This window comes from Actinophytocola oryzae, from assembly GCF_004364325.1.
In the GTDB taxonomy this organism is placed as follows: Bacteria; Actinomycetota; Actinomycetes; order Mycobacteriales; family Pseudonocardiaceae; genus Actinophytocola; species Actinophytocola oryzae.
The window spans coordinates 152288-172532 of sequence record NZ_SOCP01000015.1; the positions used below are offsets into that span (position 1 = coordinate 152288).

Genomic DNA, 20245 nt, shown 5'->3' on the forward strand with positions numbered 1-20245 from the left:
CCGAAGACCGTCCGCTACGCTATGCACACCACAGAGTCCGAGTGGCGGAATGGCAGACGCGCTAGCTTGAGGTGCTAGTGCCCTTAACGGGCGTGGGGGTTCAAGTCCCCCCTCGGACACGCACACTATTCACCCGCATCGAAATCTTAGCGGTGGAATCCCCTGGCTCATACAGAACCTGCAGGTCTGTGCCTGCATAGAGTTCGGCCAATCGTTCTCTACTCCCCCGCTTCAGCGTCGCAGGCACGTCTCCCAGGGAGTCGAGACGCGCGTAGACCTCGGCGGCTTCCATCAGGTTCGGCGCGGGTATGTTGTTGATCTCCGCCTGAGCAGCCGCCCGCTCAGCCTGCGCCGTGTTGATCACCTCTACCAGCGCCATGGGATCAACCCCTGCCGCGATCGCTGCTTGGAACCGCCGGATCTCCGCCTCCGCCTTGGTGAGCCGGTGTTCCGCCGCGTCTCGCCCGACTGCCTTCCGCCTGGCTCCGTCCTGAGAGGCCACGAGCGCGGCAACGGTCTCGTCAACATGGTCCCGGCGGAACAACTCAGCGAACCATTCGTTGACCGCGTCCCGGATCGTGTCCTCACGGAGGTAGACCGCACCCGGATGCGTTGCCAACGACGGAGAACCCGGCGCGAGCGTCCTGGCAGGACACCGGTAGTACATGGCATGCTTGCGCGGACTCCCCTCCATCTTCCGCCCACAGATCGCACACCGGATACGACCCCGGAACAAGTACGACTGCTTCACCGGCCGCGCCGAACGCTCCGTCTTCCGAGCCGTCCGCAACCCACCAGCCGACTTGGAACGCCGCAGCAGTTGAGCCTGCGTGAAGTCCTCCACAGAGATGATCTCCGGGTGCGCAGGCTTCCGAGACCGGACGATCCGGTCCGGAGTGGACCGACGAAACCGGACCACGTGCCCGGCCGCTACGTCGTCCGGGTCGAGCAGCGCCTCCTGCTTGGTCCACCGCCCGAAGATCGCGTATCCCGTGTAACGCGGGTTCTCCAAGATGGACCGAACCGTGCTGCCCTGCCATCCATCGGCGAGCCGGTGCGTGTTCTGCTCCGGCCGTCGCGCCGAGGGACACGGCACGCCATCTCGGTTGAGCCCGTTGGCGATAGCGCGGTCGCCGAGACCGGCCATGTACCCGGAGAAGATCCGCCGCACCACCTCGGCCGCTGGCTCATCGATCACCAGGACTCGAAGGCGATAGCCCTCCGCCGCCTTCCGCGGGTTCGGATGCTGCCCGCCATCGACGACCTTGTACCCGTACGGCGCCCGACCGCCCTGGTGCCTTCCCTCGTTGATCACCTGCGCATCCATGGCGGCCCGCACTCGGGCTTGGACGTGCTGGCGCTCAGACTCGCTCATCCCGCCGAGGACGCTCATCAGCATCTTGTGCGACGGGTTCCGAGCGTCGAACTTCCCGCCCAGCTCCGGCACCCACAACTCCACCCCGTAGGCAGCGAACCGCGGCGCAATCAACGAGAACTGGTTACCGAACCAGCACCGCGTCCCTTCGCCCACAACCACCGCGTTCCACCCACGGTCCGGCCGCTTCAACGCGGCCAGTAGACGAGACGCGTCCGTCCGACGCTCCCACGGCACCGACCGGGACTGACCCACATCGAAGAACTCGGCAACCACCTCCCCGCCAAGCGGCCCGACGAACTTCGACGCGTTGCCCAACTGCCAGCCGTGCGACGTCTCCGGATCCTGGTTGTCCTCCGTCGAGCAGCGTCCGTAGAACGCGACCGGTCCGATCCCCTCCTCGACCTCGGCGACAGGCTCAACACCCAGGATCTCGTCGAGCGTCGCCCACGGATCTGAGCTGATCTCAGCGGTCATCGCACGTCCCCTTTCCCGGCCGGTCCAGCACCGGAGCGTCAGTCAGCTCGACCAGTATCGCAAGAAGAGCGCGTGCCGCGCGTGGTGCCAGCGTCGGAGGCCCGGCAGGCAGCCGCACCGTGACCCCATCCTCGGGAGAGCTGATTTCACGCCAGACACGCTCACCGGCTGCCCACGCTGTGACAGCATCCTCAATCCGCCTCGATTCGACCCTCGGGGAGGGGCCATTCGGGGCGTTGTGACGGCACTCAGCCTCTCCGCAAATGCCGTCACATCGCCCGTCTTCGCAGGTCAAGCCACATTTCTTGCCGTCACAGCCGGTGTGACAGCAAGACGGCATCGGCCGGTCCGTGTGACGGCATTCCCGCTGTCCTGTCACAGCTCACCATCCGATGATCCGGAGTCCTCGGCAGCGGCGAACAGGTCGGCTGTCAGGTAGCCGCGGATCTGCCGGACCTTCCCCGACTCGGACGTCACCCGCTCACGCGTCGACTGGCATCCCAACTCGGCAAGCCGCCGACCGAGCCACGCGGGATCGAACTCCAGCGCCTCGGCGAGTTCGGCAGTCGAGACGAACTCCGGCACGTCACCCAACTCGTCCAGGTGATCAAGGATTCTGGCGAGAGGCTCGGGAACGTCATCCGATCGCGACGGTCGGCACGTACCTGTCCCGATCGCGCGGACAGCCGCCGAGTGGTCGAGCGCTGACATCGAGGCATCCCCGGCAGCATGACCAGTCAACGTGCCCTCGGCCTCCCGCAGCGCCCGGCCACGCTGGCAGATGACCTGCCAGTCCTCGTTCGGCATGTAGTAGGTCCGCACGGTCAAAGCCAGTACGTCCGCCCCAGCCTGCGTGTCGCCGTCCGGCCGCAGGATGCCCACCCCCTTGTGCGATGCGAGCAGCCGACTGCTGTCGTACCCGCGCGTGTTCATCTGCTCCCCGAGCACGATGTTCGAATCCCGCCAATCCATGACCCGCAGCGCGAACCGCGACCCGAGCACCGCCCGCAGCCCCGACGGGATCGTCTTGGAGTCCGGCCGCTGCGTGGCCAACACGAGCACGATCCCGGCGGCTGGCCCCTTCTTCGCGAGCCACGTGAGCAGTTCCCCGACGTACTCCCCCGCCGCGAGCCGCTTTCCCTCGACGTCGACCGGCGTTCGGTCCTCCAACGGCACCTGCACCTCATCGACGAAGACCGCCGTGATCGGCATGCCGAGCGCCCGGTCCCGCGACATCTCCGGCGTCACCTTCGACTCCGGACACATCACGTCATCCAGCTCCCGCATCCGGCGATACCGGCCCTGGACCTCGGCCACCAGCTCCACGAGCCATCCGACCAGCTCGACCACGTGCGCGGACTCGTCGCCGGACATGAACCGGTGCGCCACCTGCCCGGCCGCGTCCCAGTCTTTCCCGGCCTTGAAGTCCGCGACGTACAGCCGCGTGTGCGGGTCCAACACGAGCCCGGCCGCGGCCAACCGAGCGGCGAACGTCTTGCCCTGTCGAGGAATCGCACCGACAAGCAGCGACGTCCACACCAGAGGCAGGTCTATCCGCCTGTCCCGAGCGTCCCGGCCGAACGGCACCGGCCGCCACGCGTCCCACCGCTGCGCCGCGAGCAACGGCGTCCGAAGTGGAGGAGACGCGTACGGGTCCGAGTCCGCGACCCACATCGAGACCCGACCGGCGTGCCCGCCATTCCCGCGGACCCGCTCCACGATCAACTGCACCTCGTCGACCGCCAACGCAGACGCCAGCGCCTCCCGGTTCTTGATCACGTCCGCGGCCTTCCGGGTCGCAGGCAGGTCCACCACGACCGCCCACCCGTCACCGACACGCGTCGCCCGCTCCACGAGCCGCAACGTCTCGTCCTTGCCGATGAGCTTCGCGTCCCGGAAGGCGTCCACGAGCACCTGTGGATCCATGGTCCACATCAGCGTGCGAGGCCCGGCCAGCACAGCCTTGCGACCTGGACTGCCATCCCGCCGCCGCCCGAGCACCGCCAACGCGACCGCAACGATCCCGATCAGCAACCACAGCCCACGACGCCCGTAGACCAGGTCAACGACCGCACCGCCGAGCAAGGTGACCACGGCAACCGCCCCGGTCACCTTCCACCGGAACAAGGTCAACGCCCGTATCTCAACGAACTTGTCCGCCAGCTTCTCGGACGACTCGGCGGCCTCCCGGTACTCCCGCACCGTCACCCACCGACGCCACCACCGCGCTGCGACGACCAGCCCGCGCACAACCGCACCGAGGAACCGATCCGGTGCCCGCAACGCGCTGACCAGCAGATCCTTTCCAACCTGCACAGCCTGCCGCCGGCTCTTGAGCCAGACCGGCACCCGCGGCGACCGCATCCACCAAGACGCGAACCACCCGAGCCGAGGCGAGTAGTAGTGCGGCTCCTCGACCAGCTCAGCGTCGTACACCGGATCAGCAGGCAGGACCTCCCGCGACTCGGCCCGCACGGGCAAGGTCTCGTGGCCTTCCGTGGACGGCTCGTGAGCGTTCATGGCCGACCACCAACCTCATCCGCGAGCGCCCGAGCGACACGCGGAGCCAACCCACGCGAGCACCCGGTGACCTCCCGAACCCAGCCGGAGGAGATCACCACGTCAGACGTCCACGCCGACCGCGCATCCTCCAGGTAGTCAGCGAACAGCTTCCGCCGAACCGCAGGCCGCTCCGCCGCCGGACGACCGCCCGCCTCCGAGTACGCCACGCCAACCGCCTCGGTCAGCTTGTCCCGCAGGTCCGTGATCGCCTCGGCCGCGACGAACACGACCAACGGCGGCACCGAGTGCAGCACGATCGACGCCAGAGACCCGGCCGCGTAGGACGCCCACGTGTTCATGACATACGTAGCGACCAGCGTCAGCCACTTCGCCCGCCGCACCCACGGCCCGGTCTGCACCTGGTACCGAGCGGTCACCTGCTCCGCCCGCAGGATCGCGAGCAGCACCAACGACACGGTCGGATCGAGCACCCAAGCAGCGAGCCAGGCCAGCGACCACGCGGGACTGCCCGCCGAGGCGAACCCCTGCACGTTGGTCATCGTGAACGCCAGCCCGAGCACGATCCCGGCCCAGCACATCCGGTCCACCTGCGACCGAACGCGCTCGATCCGCAACGCCACCACATCCGGGTGCGTCAGGTACGCCCGTGTCTCGGCGGCCTCGGCCGCGTCCTGCGCGAGCTTCTGCGCAGTGTTCAGCGGCACGTGCCGCGCGTCCTGGGCCGTCATCGCCGACCACCCCGATCCGACGTGGTCACGGTCAACGCCTTGGTCAGCGCGTACGACGCGAACAGCGCAGGCAACCCGAGCACCGCAAGAACCAGCCATGGATCGGCCGACGGATGGCTGATCACGAGCCACTGAACACCGACGATCAGCCCGGCCAGGGCCAGCACACGACCGCCGAGCGACAGCAGCCGACCACCCGAACGAGCCGCGTCCGCAGCCCGCCGCGCCCGACGAAGACCAGCCCGCCAGACCACGAACACCGTCATCAGCACGCCCAGACCGGCGAGCACCTCGGTAGGAGTCAGGTCGAACGTCATGCCGACCTCCCCCTCCGAGCCCGCCACACGGGGTAGAGCGCCCGGATGTCAGCACCTGGCAGCGCGCCCCAGACACCGAGCGACTGCCCGCCGTGCGTCCGCAGCTCCAGCTCAAGGCAGGCCCACCGCACGGTGCACCCAGCACAGATCCGGGCGGCAACCTCCCGGTCAGTCAGCTCGTCGCCGGTCCAATCCGGCTCAAGATCGTTCGCGTAGAGCCATGTGCAACTGCCGTCACGCGTGACGATCTCCCAGAGCACGTCATCAGGCACGTGCTCGTATCGATCGAGCTGAGCGGCCAGTTCCTCGTAGTAGTTCATTGCCGCTCACCCCCAGCCGCCTCGCCGAAAAGTCGCTCCACCACGTGAGCAGGCACAACGAGGCGGTTGCGCCGCCGAACCGCAGGCACCTCCCCGGTCCGGATGGCCCTGCTGACGGTCGAGCGCGCCACGCCGAGCAGCCAGGCGGCCTCATCGACGCTGTAGTACTTCCGGTGCCCGGATTTGGGCATAGGTGTCCCCATGACAGAAAATCCTTTGTGATCGCAAGCCGAATTCAGCTCGAAAAGACTGATTTCAGCGCAAACGCGGACACAGTTGTCCGCCCGCGCCGCGAAACGCGCGGTATTGAGCCGCGAAATGAACGAGAAGCGCTAATCTCAGCGCTGAGGCGGAGCGCGGAGGAATGGGTGTCGGAAGACTGGGCTGCGGTCGCGAAGGCGATCAACGAGCGCGTGCACGAGCTGGGCTGGCGCCAGCGCGAGCTGGCGGAACGCTCCCGGGTGTCGCAGGCGATCGTCCGCGAGCTTCAACACCACACGGTGGAGCGCCGCAGAAGTGCCAGAACCCTTGAGTCCCTGTCCATCACGCTGGGCTGGCACCCGCACCACCTGGACGCCGTACTCCACGGCCGGCGTCCGCCCGAACCCAACGAGCCGGTGACTGACCACGACGAAACCCTGTGGTCCCGCCTCGACTCGCTGGAACAGCGACTCGACGAGATCACCGAGCGTCTCGACGACCTGAAAACGGGCCTGTCGACGGTCATCAAGAACGTGAAACCCGGCAGGTAGAGCTGTGCGATTCCGGTTGCTGAGCGGTGCGTTTTCCATGCCTCCAATTCCACGGCGAATTCGCCGGGGAACCCATGCACAACCACTGCAGAAGCACCGCAAAACCACTGCATAAATCACGAACTCGGGGGAATTGAGTGGCAGCGGCAGAAGGCTGGACGGGCCGAACAGCGTGCGCACTGCAGGCAGCGATGCGCCTGAGCCACGAGGCGTTCGCCCAGCACCTCGGCGTCAGCGCACGCACCATCGCCGGTTGGCACCAGAAGCCAACAGCCCGCCCGCAGTCGGAGATCCAGCAGCTCCTGGACACGGCGCTCGACAGGGCCGCCCCCGCGGTCAAGGCTCGGTTCGCGGAGCTGACCGGCGAGAAAGCCGCCCCGTCAAGCGACGCCGAGCACCGCCTGAGCGCGGACCCGAACATCAGTGCGGCTCTCCACTGGCTCGACCTGCACGCAGGCTGGGAGCCGGGCACAGCGCGCCGAGACGTAGCGGCCCGACTGGAACGCATCGACCTGCGGCAACTCCAGGACCGAGGGACGCGCCGCGGCCGCGTCGACCAACGCCAGATCGCCGAAGTGCTCCGCGCGTACTACGGCGACCACCGCGGAGACCACGGCCAGTACGCCGCGGCAGGCGCGCTGACCAGCGTCCTGACCCGCGCGGAATGGCTCGACCTGCACTGTCCACTGATCCCACCCGCCGACCGCCTGACCGTCACGAACACGACCGCTGACGTCAACGTCGACCTGTCCGAGGACATGGCGAGCCGGGCAGCACAGCGGCTCGCCGAGACGCTGGCCCTCAACATCCGCATGACTGACAGCCCGCTGTTCCGCCTGGTCAGCATCGAACCGCGTCCCGGTGCCATCACGGGGACGGCCGAGGTCACCCGCTTCGTGCGGTACGCCCTGACCATGGACCTGCTGGAAGGCGAGCTGGTAGACGCGATCGCGACCGGTACCCCGGTCCAACCCGGCACACTCCCCCTGCGGGACGCGTACCTACCAACCACGGACGCGGTCCTCGATCTGCCGAACCGCCTTTGCGCAGGCGGCACGCTGGCCCTATGCGCGATCGCACGCCCAGCAGACCCGTTCCGCGGCCCGGCCGACTACGTGCTCTTGGTCCAGGAACGGTCAGGTCACGTGGTCAACGCAGCTCGCCGCCTGGCCGTGATCCCGAAGGGCTTCCACGAGCCCCTGACCGACTACCGGTCCGACTCGCACCTGGGCGCGACCCTCCGCCGAGAGATGGAGGAGGAGCTGTTCGGCCGCGACGACGTCGACAGCACGTACGGCGAGCAGACCCAAGCCGACCCGATGCACCCCAGCCGCCTGTCCGAGCCGATGCGATGGCTGATGGACCACTTGGACACGCTCCGCATGGAATGCACCGGGTTCGGCCTCAACCTGGTCAGCGGAAACTTCGAGTTCCCAGCCCTGATCGTCATCGACGACGAGACATTTTGGGCTCGCTTCGGCGGCCAGATCCAGGCGAATTGGGAAGCGTCGAGTCTGCGGCAGTATTCGAGCAGGGACCGTGATCTACTAAGCGAACTGGCAGCCGACGAGACCTGGAGCAACGAGGGATTGTTCGCACTGCTCCAGGGCCTCCGCAGACTGAGCGAAGTAGGCGGAGACAGGGTCAGTGCGCCGACGATCGAGTGGGAGATCAGCTAGTGGCAGCGAACTGGTGCTCCGGCAACGCCGCAGAGGACACGAAGGACAACCGCGGCTGGCTGCTGGGCCACTTCATCCACCCGTCGGAAGGCGTCCGCCACAGCAAAGACGTAGAGGTCAAGTGGGCCACCCACCAGGCAGGCGAAGTACGCCATGAATGGACGAAGGACGACCAGCGCACAACGCTGGTCGTCCTGATCCAGGGCGAGTTCCGGGTGGACCTGACGGAGGGCAGCAAGGTCCTGTCCAAGCAGGGCGACTACGTGATGTGGGGCCCAGGCATCGACCACTCGTACGAGTCCCTGACCGACGCGGTGGTCATGGTCGTCCGCTGGCCGTCAGCCACCTGACACCACCTCGACGCTCGGCAGCCGCACACGCGGCCCACCGATCTCACGCAGCCGCCGCACCCCCTGCAGGAACGAGAACAACCCCTCGTTGCTCCACGACTCGTCCATGATCAGCTTGCTGATCAAGTGCTCATCCAGACTGGAGTAGATCCGCAAACCGGCCGACTCCCAGTTGGCCTCGATCACTCCCCCGAACCGAGGCCAGAACTCCTCGTCGTCGATGACCACCAACGCGGCGAACTCGTAGTTCCCACTGACCAGGTTGAGCCCAAAGCCCGTGCACTCGGTCCGCAGCCGCCCAGGCTCGTCGAGCAGCCACCGCATCGGCTCGGAAAGCCGCCCAGGATGCATGGGTGCCGCTGCTCTGCCGTGCCCAGTGGTGGAGTCGACCTCGGCACGTCCGAACAACTCCTCCTCCATCTCCCGGAGCAGGGTCGAGCTGATCCGCGCGTCACCGCGCACGTCGGTCAACGGCTCGTGGAACCCCTTGGGTATGACTGCGAGCCGCCCGGCACCGTTTACGACCTGTCCGGACCGCTCCTGGACCAGCAGCGCGTAGTCCGCGGGTCCGCGATACGGGTCGGCCGGCCGCGCGATCGCGGTGAGCCCGGCGACCCCACCCGCGCACACCCGATTCGGCAGATCGAGCACGGCAGCGAGGTCGGGCAGGTACCGGTCACGCAGCGGTAGGTCTCCAGGGCGGGTATCCCTCCCGGCCACCAGCGCCTCGGCTATCTCGCGCTCCAGCAGGTCCATCGTCAGCGCATAAACACCGAACGATGCCAACCCCACGCCCCCGGCCAGGACACCGTCTCGGATGTCGACGTCGACCAGCCGATACAGCGGCTTGTTGGTCATCCGCACGCCCAGGGCCGCGGCCTCGGCGAGCCGCTCCACGGCGACAGGGTTGTCCACGTGGACTACTCGATCGATGCTCTCCAACTCAGGATCGGTCAGCGCCACCTGCTCCGTGTCGGACCTCAGCGGCAAGGCCGCATGGGACCAGTCCGTTCGAGTCAGGACCGAGGTGCACACTGGCTGACCATCGACGTCTGCGGTATACACCCGATGAGGTGGGGCGCTGTCGCCGTAGTAGTCCGTCAATGCCTGCGCGAGCTGGCCTCGGCCGACGTTCCGCAGCGCAAAGCCTCGCTCCCGCGCGTCGCCGAGATCCCACGTCTCAAGCCGCTCGGCCACCCTCCTCCGAGTCGAATCGGCCACCCAACCGCCGAGATCCTCCAGCAACTCGGCGCGCGCCACGCCCGACCTCCCCTCGGGTCCAATGGCAGTTGATGCGCGGCGAACCTCCGCAGCGTTCACCCCGAGTTGACGCGCACCTGCCCCGGTCATAGTCGCCGAGGTCGCGTCAGCAGCCTCACCGTGTGAGCGCACCAACGAGTCAGGTGCCGACGCTGATGCGATCGGCCTCCGTGACGTGCTCCCTGCCCGAAGAGGGGGACAAAACCCGAGGTCAATATCGGCTGCTACACCGAGGACCGCTCGGAAGGCAGTGCGGTACACGGCCGTCGGCCATCGAACCTCACCTCGTTCGTACCGCCCAACGGCCTGAGCGTCGAGAGACGTGTAGTGCTTCTTGGTCGTCCGCCACAGGTACTCGTTCACAGCTTCCGCCAGCTCAGCTCGACTCATGCTGTAGCCCGGTGTGGTGGGAGACGGCGTCGACTCTCGCGCAGTCCGAAACTTCAGATTCGCTTCAACGGACCGCACCTCCCTGATGTGACGCTCCTGTTGCTCAGCCGGGGCTGGTTCCTCTGCGTCAGCCGGGGCCACCTCGGCAGGTGGCGACAACAACTCTTCGACGCTTACCCCAAAGATCCGCTCAAGCAACCGAGCGGTAGCAGGGCGAACCGCGCCGAGCGGCTGGCCACCGACCCCCCGACCGGCAACGAGCCGCTGAAGATGCCGAACACTGATGGTTCCAGGCTCACCGTGATCACGAGCGAAGAGCTCGGCGAACTCAGCGAACTCCTCGAAAGTCTGAAGCCGTTCCTTGATCATCTGTTCGAGCAACGTCCGATGCAACCTCATGCTGAAGCCCCTCCCACCTGCACAGATGCCGCGTCAAGGTCGTGGGGATGTCGCACCGAGATCGTTGAGCTGATCTAGAGCTGACACCACGATGATTTCAAGTGAAGCACACGCGTCACTGCAGGTCACTACGCCCACGCCTAGGGCGAGAGAAGGGGCGACATGCGCAGCTCGCAGACTCCCGGCCGCAGCACTCCAGGTGCCAGCAACGCCGCCGTATATGCACGGTTGGCCGCCATTGAGAGGCACGTGGCCGAGATTGCCAAGCGTCTCGACGAGATGAAGATCCTCATCACAACACTTGACCTCATAACACCGAACCATCAGCACCAGCCGGACAACGAAGAGAAACCGTGATCTTGGTGTCACGGAGCAACCAAGCGCTGCTCGCCGGAGACACACTGATGCTTACCAGCGCCGACTCTCTTAGACACCACTCCGCCGAGCGAACTGGACTACACCGAAACCGTGAAGCAGCATACAAGGCTCTCAAACAGCAACCAGGTCCAGGTCTGGCGGGCAAGAAGGACATTGGATTCGGAATCAGCTAAACAAATCCCAATGTTCACAACTCAATCCTGCAGGCAATCCGTCGCGGCAGATGACAATATCATTAGACTGATCCTCAGGATCGCCTAACGCTTTATACACGGTTGACTCGGAAGGATGCTCTCCGTAGGTAATCACTAGCACTCGTCTCACTTTCGCGCTAGAACGAAAAATTTCTCCTAGCCGACGATTCAGGATTTGATCTCCAAATCCATATCCGCAAATGATCCATATATCGCTAGCGCGCAGGCGGCCAAGAAATGCCTCATAAGCTAGGCTGAACGGGTGCTCGGCGACAAGTCGCACTTTGCCTGCTTGACTGGTGAGAACTACCGCCGGGGTCCAGAGCGTCCTACCTTGTTCGAGTCTCTCCCAGTACTCGACAGCTCGAAGGTCGCCTAGCCTGAATTTATACACTCTTCCTTCGGGAGAATTTAGCCATCCTAAGGAGCCATGCAATTGTATAACGACGATCGGAGAAGGAGGGAGGTTGTCCACACCTCGTATCGCCCAACAATCGACCAAGGCTTCATCAGTAATACTACTTGAACTTTTCGCATATCCGGCAGCGAGATCAGATACGTTTGAAGAATCGTCTAGTACACCCTGCAGAAGCAGACTATCATAGTTAAGTGTCGCGATCGTCACGGACGACGACCTGTCGAGCGCCTTGACAGCTTCAACAAAGCGGGTAGTGACTGACTTATCCAAGGTGGACGTGCTAATACTTTCTTTATCGATGGCGCGCAGAGTAATCGCAACACCTCGCGTATACACAGTTCTCAAGAAACCGGAAGAAGCTTCTATCTGGTTGACGATCTCAGTCTGATCAGTCCCAAACATTGCTGGCAAAGGCGCAATCGCCGCGAGCGCAGTGGCCATTAGGTCGAGTGGACCAAGGATACTTTCGAAACCAGACGGCTCGTCCTCCGGGTTAATAGCATTCGCAAGGTGGGCAAGCACCTCATTCGCTTGATCGCCACCAAGCTTGGCAAACTCGTCTGCAAGGCGAGTTGACAAGCTCGTCACATTCAAATCCGGGTTGTCCGCAATAGACACACCGTTGCCCATCAGAACGGTAATGGTCACTATCACTCTCCCGCAATATCCCGCAGGGACATTTCACTAAGATCAAAATAAGTGCGCAGTATGCAAAAGTCGGAGCGACATCAATCGTGACACCTGCGCATGCTATGTCAATTGACGGGAAACGCTTGTGCGCGCAATATCTGTCGCCAAGCGCTGACAGTCTCACGCGCCCACTCCGGTTCCACACTCATAGCAAAAGCCAGGCAACCATCTATATGGTTAACAAACGAAAACAGAGATCGGAACCCGCGGTGTATTGCATGGGACCGGAGACCGAACTTATCGACTCCACGTAAATGTACATTAATCCGGCGTCGAAATTCCGGAGTAAGGCGAACAACATCACCGTCGACTAGCAGTCCAAGCACGATGTGGCGAGCGCCTGGCGGGATGATTCTTGTCTTCCTTTCATGCAAAATGAATCCTTGCGAACGAACAGCGCTTGTAGCCTTACCAATAATCCGTACAGCGATTGCCCGATTAAACCCGTGACCAGCTGAAAATACGAGGTCATCGGAATACCGAGTATAGACAAGACCCCACTCTTGAGCTAACCCAGCAAGTGCATAGTCCATCGGTGTTGCAACCGCATTGGCAAGTGCGCCACTTGTTGGCCCACCTTGCGGTAGATAACCTACTGTATTCACCGCATATGATGGAATTGCACTATAGCGAGTTGAGCCAACCCTCTGCGATCCGGACAGGCCAGCACGAGTGCAAAGTCGCGCCAACTCTAGCGACATCAGCCGAGAGTACCCCCTCGCGCGAAATACCAGGTAAACCTGCCGCTCAGAGATACTTCCGAAGAAATCATGTAAGTCAAGCTTGACAAGCCACCTGGCACCCAAGTGACGTCGGGCGCACTCAACAATCGATATACCCTGCCGGTAGGCGAAGCTAGAAGGATGCTGGGGAATGTTTCCAAGCGCTCGTTTCAATATGACTCGTTGCACATCCATGAGTCCCGGCTCAGGAGCAGAGATGTGCCGTTTTCCGCCAGACCTCTTCGGTGCCACGATGTCGGTATAAGGATCAGCTACACGCGCGACAATATCGCGCAAGTACAGGTATGGCGCGCCGGTAAGGTGCGCCAAGTGCTTGAGGCTCAAAATCGGCAATGCGTCGCGGGCTTCATTGCGCACCATCTGTTCAAGGGCGTGGTCGAGCACAGCTCTTTCGACTCCAGCCGCAAGTCCGGCCTGCCGGTAGAGGTGAGGAGACGAGTGGTCCATCTACTTTGGTGATATCCCGACAGGGGAGGCGAAGTCCTCCCCAGTCTCCGTCGGGCCAGAGGGCTTCGCCTCGCCAACCGTAGCGCAGGCTCGTCCGGCGGTTGCAGTCAGCCGCAACCATTGAGCCATAGGACTCAACGCGCCGATACCATGTATCGGCATCACTAGGTGTTCCACAAGTCTCCTCACCTCAACCGCTGAGGATAGTACGGCAACGTCGATCCTTCCAGATGCGCGGTCGCGACACGATCCATTCTCTTGGAGAATTGAAGTTCAGCGCGCCCCGCTGCGGTTACTCGAAGCGGCAGGAGAGTGACAAATCCGAGACCTGCTAGCAAGTTTAGGTATTGCTGAACTTCGGTTTCGGATATATTCAGCCTGTGGGCAATGAGAGTCTCAGTTTGTTGACTATGTCCGACCAATGCAAGAACCGCCAGCAGCAGATCAATAGGGCGACGGAAGCGACCCGCATCAAAAGCTTTCGACAGCCTCGCCTGACTGGCCTGCTTGACGACTCTCCCAAGATCGCGATTGGGCACATAGGCGCCCAATTCCGCCACGAGCTCTGATGGAAATACTCGGCCATCGAAGAATCGATACCAACCCTTTCTCCTGCTACGCAGTATCTCGGGGACGTTATTGGGCACACCCGTGTGCATGACAAACAGCCCAGCGCTACCAGCAAACCCGAGACCCGTGCCGCTTGACTTTGAACGTGGCACATATCGACGACAGATATGCTCTACTTGCTTTTGCTCTTCTTTTGTCCAATCGGCGGTTTCAAACGACGGTGCCGGAGCGGCCACCAGCAAGCGGTCAACGCTCGACGTCCGCGCTATTCGCCGATGGGCCACGGCTGACACGGCGTACGCGACGACAACGATTTTTATCCACCCAAAAGAACGCCAACTCCGGATCCTAGGATGTCTAACAAGCATGTCGGCGTAGCGTTGCACTTGAGTACCTGATCCAGAGTAGTCGGTCACAAGAACGAAAGCACGACAACGCCTTCGATAAAGGTCGTAAACATCGGTAGCCGGATGAAGCCACATTGATGGTTCTCGACCTGGCCGATCACCCGTGAAATCCCGAATCAGATTCCCAACGGCGCCCTCACTACCTGGCGTAGATGAGATAGGATCGCCAGGGGAAAAAGTCGTATATGCAACATGCCGATGCCCGGGTTGATTCGACCCTGGTATATCTTCCGCGGAGAGGATCGGCAGCAATACTGCATGCGTACCAGACGGTAGCTCACTACCGAGCGATTCGATCTTCTCACGGAGGCCCACGCGGATCATGGTCGCGTCTGCGACCTGCAGACTATCGACAAGAAGCTCCGCAGCCGGTCGATCCGGCTCGCTGAAGTTCTGCAGCCATGCGACACCCCGAGTGGTCCGACTCGGGCGCTTGGGTTCCATCTGAACATCATCGTCGAACGGCCGGACCTACGCGACCCCTAGAACGGGGTCGACAGCAATATTTCATCATCCGTGGAAAAAGTGCTCCCAGCCTGAGGTCGGCTGACACGCTCTTAAGCTGCACGGCTCCACCCATGCGAGCTTTCACCGGAGGAGCACGCAACGGGTGAATAATGTGCAACTCCGTCCTCGGACACCGATATCCAGGAAATCCCCGGGCAGCAGCCAGTATCCTTCCTATCACGCTGCGCTCATCTCTCGCGTCCTCCCCGCGTTCGTTCCCGGGGGTGGTCGCCGTGGCTGACCGCAAGATCGCCCCGCTGATCCCGCCCAAGCTCACGCCTGGAGCGGGACGGCAGCGGCTCGCCGCCCGCAACGCGCACCTCGATGTGGTCGATCTCCTCGCCCCGCCGCGCACGGGCACGCTCGTGTACGGCATGGGCAAGATCGACACCTGGGGTGTGATCACCAACCGGTCCACAATCGACGCTCTCGGCTGGACAACCGGCGACCGCCTCCACATCGCCCTGGTCGGCGGCTCGATCGTGGCCCACCGCGACGAAACCGGCGCGTTCGCCATGGGCACCAAGCCCTATTTCATGATCCCAGCCGCGGTACGGCACCGCAGCGGCCTGCACTCCCGGGATCTGGTCCTGATGGCCGCCGACCCCAACCACGACGTCCTGGTCGTGCACCCCCTGTCCGCGCTAGACACGATGATCACCACCTACCACGCCACCCTGACCACAACCGGCACAGCGGGCGGTGGTCAACGATGACGACCAACCTTTCACCCGCAGGACCGGGAACCACGGGCGACCGCGAGCTGATGGCGGCGGCGCGGATGATGCTCCAGCGCATGGGCGTCGACCCGGCCGACCTGATGACCGATCCCGCCGACCGGCCACCGGTGCCCACCTTCGACGCCTACATCTCCGAGGTCGAGAAGGCTGTCTCCCCCGGCACCGCCAAGACCTACGGCTCGTACTGGAACCGGATCCGCGCGAAGTGGGGTACGCGGACCCTGCTGGAACCGACCGCGACCGAGATCAAGCAGTTCGAGGAGGAGATCAAGGCCAACGCCGTCCCCCGCCGCAACTCACGCGGCGGCCGCGGCACCGCCGAGAACTTCATCGCCGCCCTCCGCTGCATCTACCGCCACGCCGAAGACGACGAGCTGATCAAACCCGACGAGAACCCCGCCCGCCGGACCGCCAAACCCCGCCGCCAGGGCTCCAACCGACACGCACTGTCCAACGACCAGATGAGCGAGATCAACTTCTACGCCGGCACTACCGGCGACGACCCGGAACTCGACACGCTCTTACTGCGGCTCCACACCGAGTCAGCCTGCCGCACCGGCGGCGCCCTAGCCCTACGCCCCCGAGACCTCAACGAGGACCAGTGCCTGATCTACCTGCGGGAGAAAGACGGCACCACCCGCTGGCAACCGGTCTCGCGATCGCTGATGACCGCGCTCCTCGACCACACCGAGGCCCGAGGCGCGGCCGATGACCCGAGTGGGCAGCTGCTGCGGTACCGGAACGGCAACCCGATCACCCACCGACGCTACGACCACCTCTGGGTCCGCCTCGGCCGCCACCTCCCCTGGATCACCACCCTCAACGTATCCGCCCACTGGATCCGCCACACCACCCTCACCTGGGTCGAACGCAACTTCGGCTTCGCCATCGCCCACGCCTACGCCGGCCACTTCGACGAAGGAGACACCAAGAACGCCACCATGACCTACGTCAAAGCCGCCGTCCACGACGTCGCCACAGCGCTGTCCGCTCTCACCGGCGAGCCACATCCGCTCGCCAGCTAACCTCGCGGTGGTACTGGTACCGGTTCCCTCGTGGAGCCGGTACCAGTGGATAGATAGTCTTGTCAATCCGCCGCAACGTCAGCCGTCAGGTCGGATCTGTGCACACACCAGCACCGATCCACAGCCGGGCTGGTACTGGTACCACCGACCATCGCGAGCGGTACCAGTACCACTGCCGTGGGAAACAGATGACTCTGCGTATGTCAGGGACCGTGTCGGGCGGGGGCAGATTGGATTCGTAACCCTTCCGTGATGTCAGCAGGGCCCGGGCCGTGCCGGCGACCTGCGGTTCGGGCCCTTGTCGGGTCCGGGATGCGACCCATGCTCGGCGATGCTGTCGAGGTCGTGCCGGCTTCGCCGAACACAAATTTCGCCGGGTGTCCCACCATGCCGTGTCGGGCCTTCATGCCCAGATGATCACCGCTATCGTTCTAGCAACAACAGTGATCTCGGTGTTCGCCACACCCGGCGGTACGGGACAGCGCGAACGGAAGGGGGTCACGGGTGTGGACAACGGCTCTGCGGTGAACGCAACCGATCAAGGCCTGCTTCAGTTGATCTACGACCTGATGAGTCAGCGTGGAGATTGGCCCACGTTCACGGCTGTGGACCTGCGGGCTGACCGTGACCTGGGGGTCGAGGATGCTCAAGCAGCGTTGCTCGCGATCCCGGAAGGTTACATCTCCAGGCCATGGCAGGCCCACGGCTTCTCGGACCGCGATGCAGTGCGCCTCACCCTGCGCGGCGTAACGATGTGCGCGGGTGGTCGGCAGGACCTGGACCTCTCGGCCCGGTTCGTCGCCTGGGTCGTGAAGGTTGAGAGTGAGGCGTCGGACGACGGCGAGACCCCGCTCGTAGCAAAAAGCGTGGACTTCGCGGCGTACCTGGAGTTGCCCCTTGAGTCAGCACGACCTGGACCGGTGGAGTCCGCAGCCGGCGCCGAGTCCGATACCGAGACGGAGCAATCCGCACCGGCGCAGGACCCTGACGAGACGCCTGACTTCGTGCGCACACGAGCAGCGCTGTCGCGGGTGCGGGTACTGGTTGATCTTCTTCCCCATTTCTGGATAGGCGTTAATTGGCAGCAAGAAGAGCCATGGTTGTGGGAGCTCACCATCGATCGCCGGCGTCTACGGCCCTACCGGCGGCTGCAGGGGCCGGACGCGCTCCTGGAGTACGCCGAGTCGGCTGAGCGCGAGCGCTTGGCCGCCCAGAACGTGAACTCCCTGCGCCAGGGATCAGTGAATATCTTTCACGGCCCGGTGACCGTTCAGAGCGCACTGACTGAGGTGGAAACCGGTGTCCCGACGCGGACTGGGGATCTGGACGTTCTCCTGCCGATGTTGCGTGCGGAAATCACCGAGGTCAGCGCGGATCTCGTCAGTGCGAACCGGTTCGATGACGCCATTTTCGCGGCCTTTCGCCGGGTCGAACATGAGCTCCAGCAACGGACACAAAACGCGGCGATCGGCAACGAGTTGATCAAGGCCGCCTTCGTCGAGCGACGCGAGCCGATCCGTGTTACGGCCCGAGAGCAAGACAAGGATCGACTCGTCGAGCTGTTCAGCGGCGCCATCGGCTTGTTCAAGGGCGACCGGTCGCACAAAGATCGACCCCTTCTGCCGTGCCGGTCACGCTACGAGTGCATGCGGCTGTTGGCCCACGCAAGCACGTTGCTGGACCTGCTGGATCGCGACATCGATCGGGCCCCGATCGTCCGGGGCTACGAGCACCGACAGGGCCATACCCTGACCCTCTGGGTCGACCGTGCGAGCAGCCAGGTGGAGGTCTGGCTGGACGAGACGACTCGGCTGGACAAACTCAGCTATCGGCCAGGGACTCTGGTTGTCGACGTCGCCCGCGTGGCGCCTGGAGAGCACCGTATCCATTTGGTCGACGGCCACCGTCAGGGTGCTGCTCATACCGTCTGGCTCACCAGCGAGCCGGGGCTGTCCTCGTGGTACCGAGTCATCGAGGTGAACCTGCCCCTCTATGGCGACGCGGAGGGCGAGCAGCAACTCGACGTCAGTGGGGTGCGGCTGTACTGCCTGGAGGCGGGTACTGCGAGTGAACGCATCCTGCCAACGCGAGAGGCGTACACGGTCGGTCACTACGTGAGCTGGCACTGGTCAAGTACCGCGGCGATCGGCGGGGCGTGGGTAGGCGACCGCGATGGCGGGTCCCTGCGCAAGCTCTGGGAGGTCTCGACCCTGTTCGAAGGCCAGCCGGTCGCGCCTGCACACCCCATACGGTTGATGCACATCAGTATGGAACCCAGTCGTCTACGGTTGCGCATCGGAGCCAAAACGCCACTGCGGGTGCTCGCGCATCTCACCGATGGCACCGCGAGGTGGACCGAACCACTGGACGACCCGAAGATCGAGACCAGCGACGAGAAGACCGTCTTTTACAAAGGCGGCGCGGTAATCGCGAAGGCACCAGGCGCCACCACGCTACGATGCCTGCATGCCGGCTGCTCCGCCGAAGCCAGCGTCGAAATCGCCAGCCACCCGCGCGGCACCGTAACCGAACTGCTCACCGGCTTGCCCCCCGTTGCTGGAATCGCCTCCACCGCGAAGGGGTTAGTGGTCAGCACCCGCGGGACCCAACTGTGGAGAGTCGGGCGGGAAGGGGTTTATCGACTGATCGCCGCCGTGCCACGGATGCCTACGGTCCTATTGGGAACGGATACCCTCGCCGCCAGGGCCGATGGCGAGCTCGCCGTACGGATCACGGGGATCCGCGAAATCCAGGTGCTCCATCATCACGACGAATACGCCACCAGCCACATCATCAACCCGGATTGCCTCGGCACACCCATGGCGTTCGTCTGGGACAACGAAGACCTCATGGTCGCCATGGACAGTGGCACGATCCACCGCGTGGCCATGGACAGCACAGCGACCCAACTTGCCTCGTTCGAGGGTGTACCAATCGCTGTCGCGTGTTCGGCGGACGATCTCCTGGTGCTGTGTGGCCCCCGGCCCAACGCGGAGCCACCGCAGCGCGTCAACTTGTTGTGGCGGATTCCGCACGGCCAAGCGGAGGGCGTCAACCTACTGGCAAACCAATGCTTGACCGAACTCGGCGGAGTCGCCTACGTAGGGGACGACATCTACGTGAGCGACTCCCGTTCAGGCCGCGTCCTGCGACTGCCCCACGACCAAACGGCCGAGCCTGTGACGGTCGCTGACGGTCTGGTTAACCCCAACCAACTGACGAGCGACCTCGACGGAACACTCTATATCGCCGACTTTGGCGCAGGAGCAATACACCAGATCCTGCCCTAGACATTTGACGAGCGGCGACCGAACCTGTGAAGGCACAACATTCGGTCGTTCTGTAATTGTGTTCTCATAGACCCCGAAAATGGCCAGTACATGCCTGTCATCGGGGGCTCAGTTGCTACAACCGGAGTTGCTCGATGTGGGTCTCGACGAAGCCCGCGATCCTTGCCCAGGTGCTGCCGGATGACGTGGCGTTGCCGAGCTGCTTGGTTCTGACGTGACATGCACGTCTTCGCCAGCGGCGACCAGCAGCTGAGCCAGGTGATGGA

At 63.8% G+C, this 20245-nt stretch carries 18 protein-coding genes and 1 tRNA gene; 9 read left to right on the top strand and 10 right to left on the bottom strand.

Annotated features, from left to right (window positions below; all coding sequences use genetic code 11):
- The first annotated feature begins 35 nt into the window (after nt 1–35).
- A tRNA-Leu gene (locus CLV71_RS33510) sits at nt 36–119 on the top strand.
- Here CLV71_RS33510 and CLV71_RS33515 read toward each other — a convergent pair.
- The 6 genes from CLV71_RS33515 to CLV71_RS33535 form a co-directional block, all read right to left on the bottom strand.
- A complete protein-coding gene (locus CLV71_RS33515) occupies nt 101–1852 on the bottom strand; it encodes a recombinase family protein (protein ID WP_133906897.1) in 1752 nt (583 codons plus the stop codon). The two genes, CLV71_RS33510 and CLV71_RS33515, sit on opposite strands and share 19 nt — an antisense overlap.
- Before the next feature lie 375 nt (nt 1853–2227).
- A complete protein-coding gene (locus CLV71_RS48080) occupies nt 2228–4372 on the bottom strand; it encodes a cell division protein FtsK (RefSeq protein ID WP_166664365.1) in 2145 nt (714 codons plus the stop codon).
- Nucleotides 4369–5103, bottom strand: coding sequence for a hypothetical protein (locus tag CLV71_RS33520; RefSeq protein ID WP_133906898.1), 735 nt, complete (start codon nt 5101–5103; stop codon nt 4369–4371). Before CLV71_RS33520 ends, CLV71_RS48080 begins: the two co-directional genes overlap by 4 nt.
- Complete coding sequence (locus tag CLV71_RS33525; protein ID WP_133906899.1) at nt 5100–5420, bottom strand: hypothetical protein; 321 nt, start codon at nt 5418–5420, stop codon at nt 5100–5102. Before CLV71_RS33525 ends, CLV71_RS33520 begins: the two co-directional genes overlap by 4 nt.
- On the bottom strand, nt 5417–5740 hold the full coding sequence (locus tag CLV71_RS33530; protein WP_133906900.1) for a WhiB family transcriptional regulator: 324 nt from the start codon (nt 5738–5740) through the stop codon (nt 5417–5419). Before CLV71_RS33530 ends, CLV71_RS33525 begins: the two co-directional genes overlap by 4 nt.
- Nucleotides 5737–5943 carry a helix-turn-helix domain-containing protein gene (locus CLV71_RS33535; protein WP_133906901.1) on the bottom strand — a complete coding sequence of 69 codons (207 nt, stop codon included), beginning with the start codon at nt 5941–5943 and terminating at the stop codon, nt 5737–5739. Before CLV71_RS33535 ends, CLV71_RS33530 begins: the two co-directional genes overlap by 4 nt.
- Nucleotides 5944–6108: 165 nt before the next feature.
- Between CLV71_RS33535 and CLV71_RS33540 the strand changes: the two genes are divergently transcribed.
- From CLV71_RS33540 to CLV71_RS33550, 3 genes are all read left to right on the top strand, one after another.
- Nucleotides 6109–6492 (top strand): XRE family transcriptional regulator, encoded by a 384-nt coding sequence (locus CLV71_RS33540; protein ID WP_133906975.1) that lies wholly within the window; start codon nt 6109–6111, stop codon nt 6490–6492.
- A 137-nt stretch (nt 6493–6629) separates the two neighbouring features.
- Nucleotides 6630–8171, top strand: a complete 1542-nt coding sequence (locus tag CLV71_RS33545) for a transcriptional regulator (RefSeq protein ID WP_133906902.1) — start codon at nt 6630–6632, stop codon at nt 8169–8171.
- Nucleotides 8171–8521: a signal peptidase I gene (locus CLV71_RS33550; protein WP_133906903.1), complete on the top strand. Its 351-nt coding sequence runs from the start codon at nt 8171–8173 to the stop codon at nt 8519–8521. Before CLV71_RS33545 ends, CLV71_RS33550 begins: the two co-directional genes overlap by 1 nt.
- Here the strand turns inward: CLV71_RS33550 and CLV71_RS33555 are convergent.
- A complete protein-coding gene (locus tag CLV71_RS33555; protein ID WP_133906904.1) occupies nt 8510–9781 on the bottom strand; it encodes a transcriptional regulator in 1272 nt (423 codons plus the stop codon). The two genes, CLV71_RS33550 and CLV71_RS33555, sit on opposite strands and share 12 nt — an antisense overlap.
- A gap of 477 nt (nt 9782–10258) precedes the next feature.
- On the opposite strand from CLV71_RS33555, the gene CLV71_RS33560 reads away from it, so the two are divergent.
- Complete coding sequence (locus tag CLV71_RS33560; RefSeq protein ID WP_133906905.1) at nt 10259–10648, top strand: hypothetical protein; 390 nt, start codon at nt 10259–10261, stop codon at nt 10646–10648.
- 84 nt (nt 10649–10732) lie between these two features.
- Nucleotides 10733–10927 carry a hypothetical protein gene (locus CLV71_RS33565; protein ID WP_133906906.1) on the top strand — a complete coding sequence of 65 codons (195 nt, stop codon included), beginning with the start codon at nt 10733–10735 and terminating at the stop codon, nt 10925–10927.
- Nucleotides 10928–11113: 186 nt separating this feature from the next.
- Here the strand turns inward: CLV71_RS33565 and CLV71_RS33570 are convergent, their stop codons facing one another.
- From CLV71_RS33570 to CLV71_RS50750, 3 genes are all read right to left on the bottom strand, one after another.
- Nucleotides 11114–12208: an SIR2 family protein gene (locus CLV71_RS33570; protein WP_133906907.1), complete on the bottom strand. Its 1095-nt coding sequence runs from the start codon at nt 12206–12208 to the stop codon at nt 11114–11116.
- 107 nt (nt 12209–12315) lie between these two features.
- Nucleotides 12316–13440, bottom strand: a complete 1125-nt coding sequence (locus tag CLV71_RS50745) for a reverse transcriptase family protein (RefSeq protein WP_133906908.1) — start codon at nt 13438–13440, stop codon at nt 12316–12318.
- A 185-nt stretch (nt 13441–13625) separates the two neighbouring features.
- Nucleotides 13626–14861, bottom strand: a complete 1236-nt coding sequence (locus CLV71_RS50750; RefSeq protein WP_424923928.1) for a phosphoribosyltransferase-like protein — start codon at nt 14859–14861, stop codon at nt 13626–13628.
- A 296-nt stretch (nt 14862–15157) separates the two neighbouring features.
- Between CLV71_RS50750 and CLV71_RS33585 the strand changes: the two genes are divergently transcribed.
- From CLV71_RS33585 to CLV71_RS33595, 3 genes are all read left to right on the top strand, one after another.
- Nucleotides 15158–15640, top strand: a complete 483-nt coding sequence (locus CLV71_RS33585) for a hypothetical protein (protein WP_133906910.1) — start codon at nt 15158–15160, stop codon at nt 15638–15640.
- Nucleotides 15637–16689 (top strand): tyrosine-type recombinase/integrase, encoded by a 1053-nt coding sequence (locus tag CLV71_RS33590; protein ID WP_133906911.1) that lies wholly within the window; start codon nt 15637–15639, stop codon nt 16687–16689. The genes CLV71_RS33585 and CLV71_RS33590 overlap by 4 nt, the downstream gene beginning before the upstream one ends.
- 413 nt (nt 16690–17102) lie before the next feature.
- Nucleotides 17103–19979, top strand: a complete 2877-nt coding sequence (locus CLV71_RS33595; protein ID WP_133906912.1) for a TIGR02391 family protein — start codon at nt 17103–17105, stop codon at nt 19977–19979.
- The last annotated feature ends 266 nt before the right edge of the window (nt 19980–20245 follow it).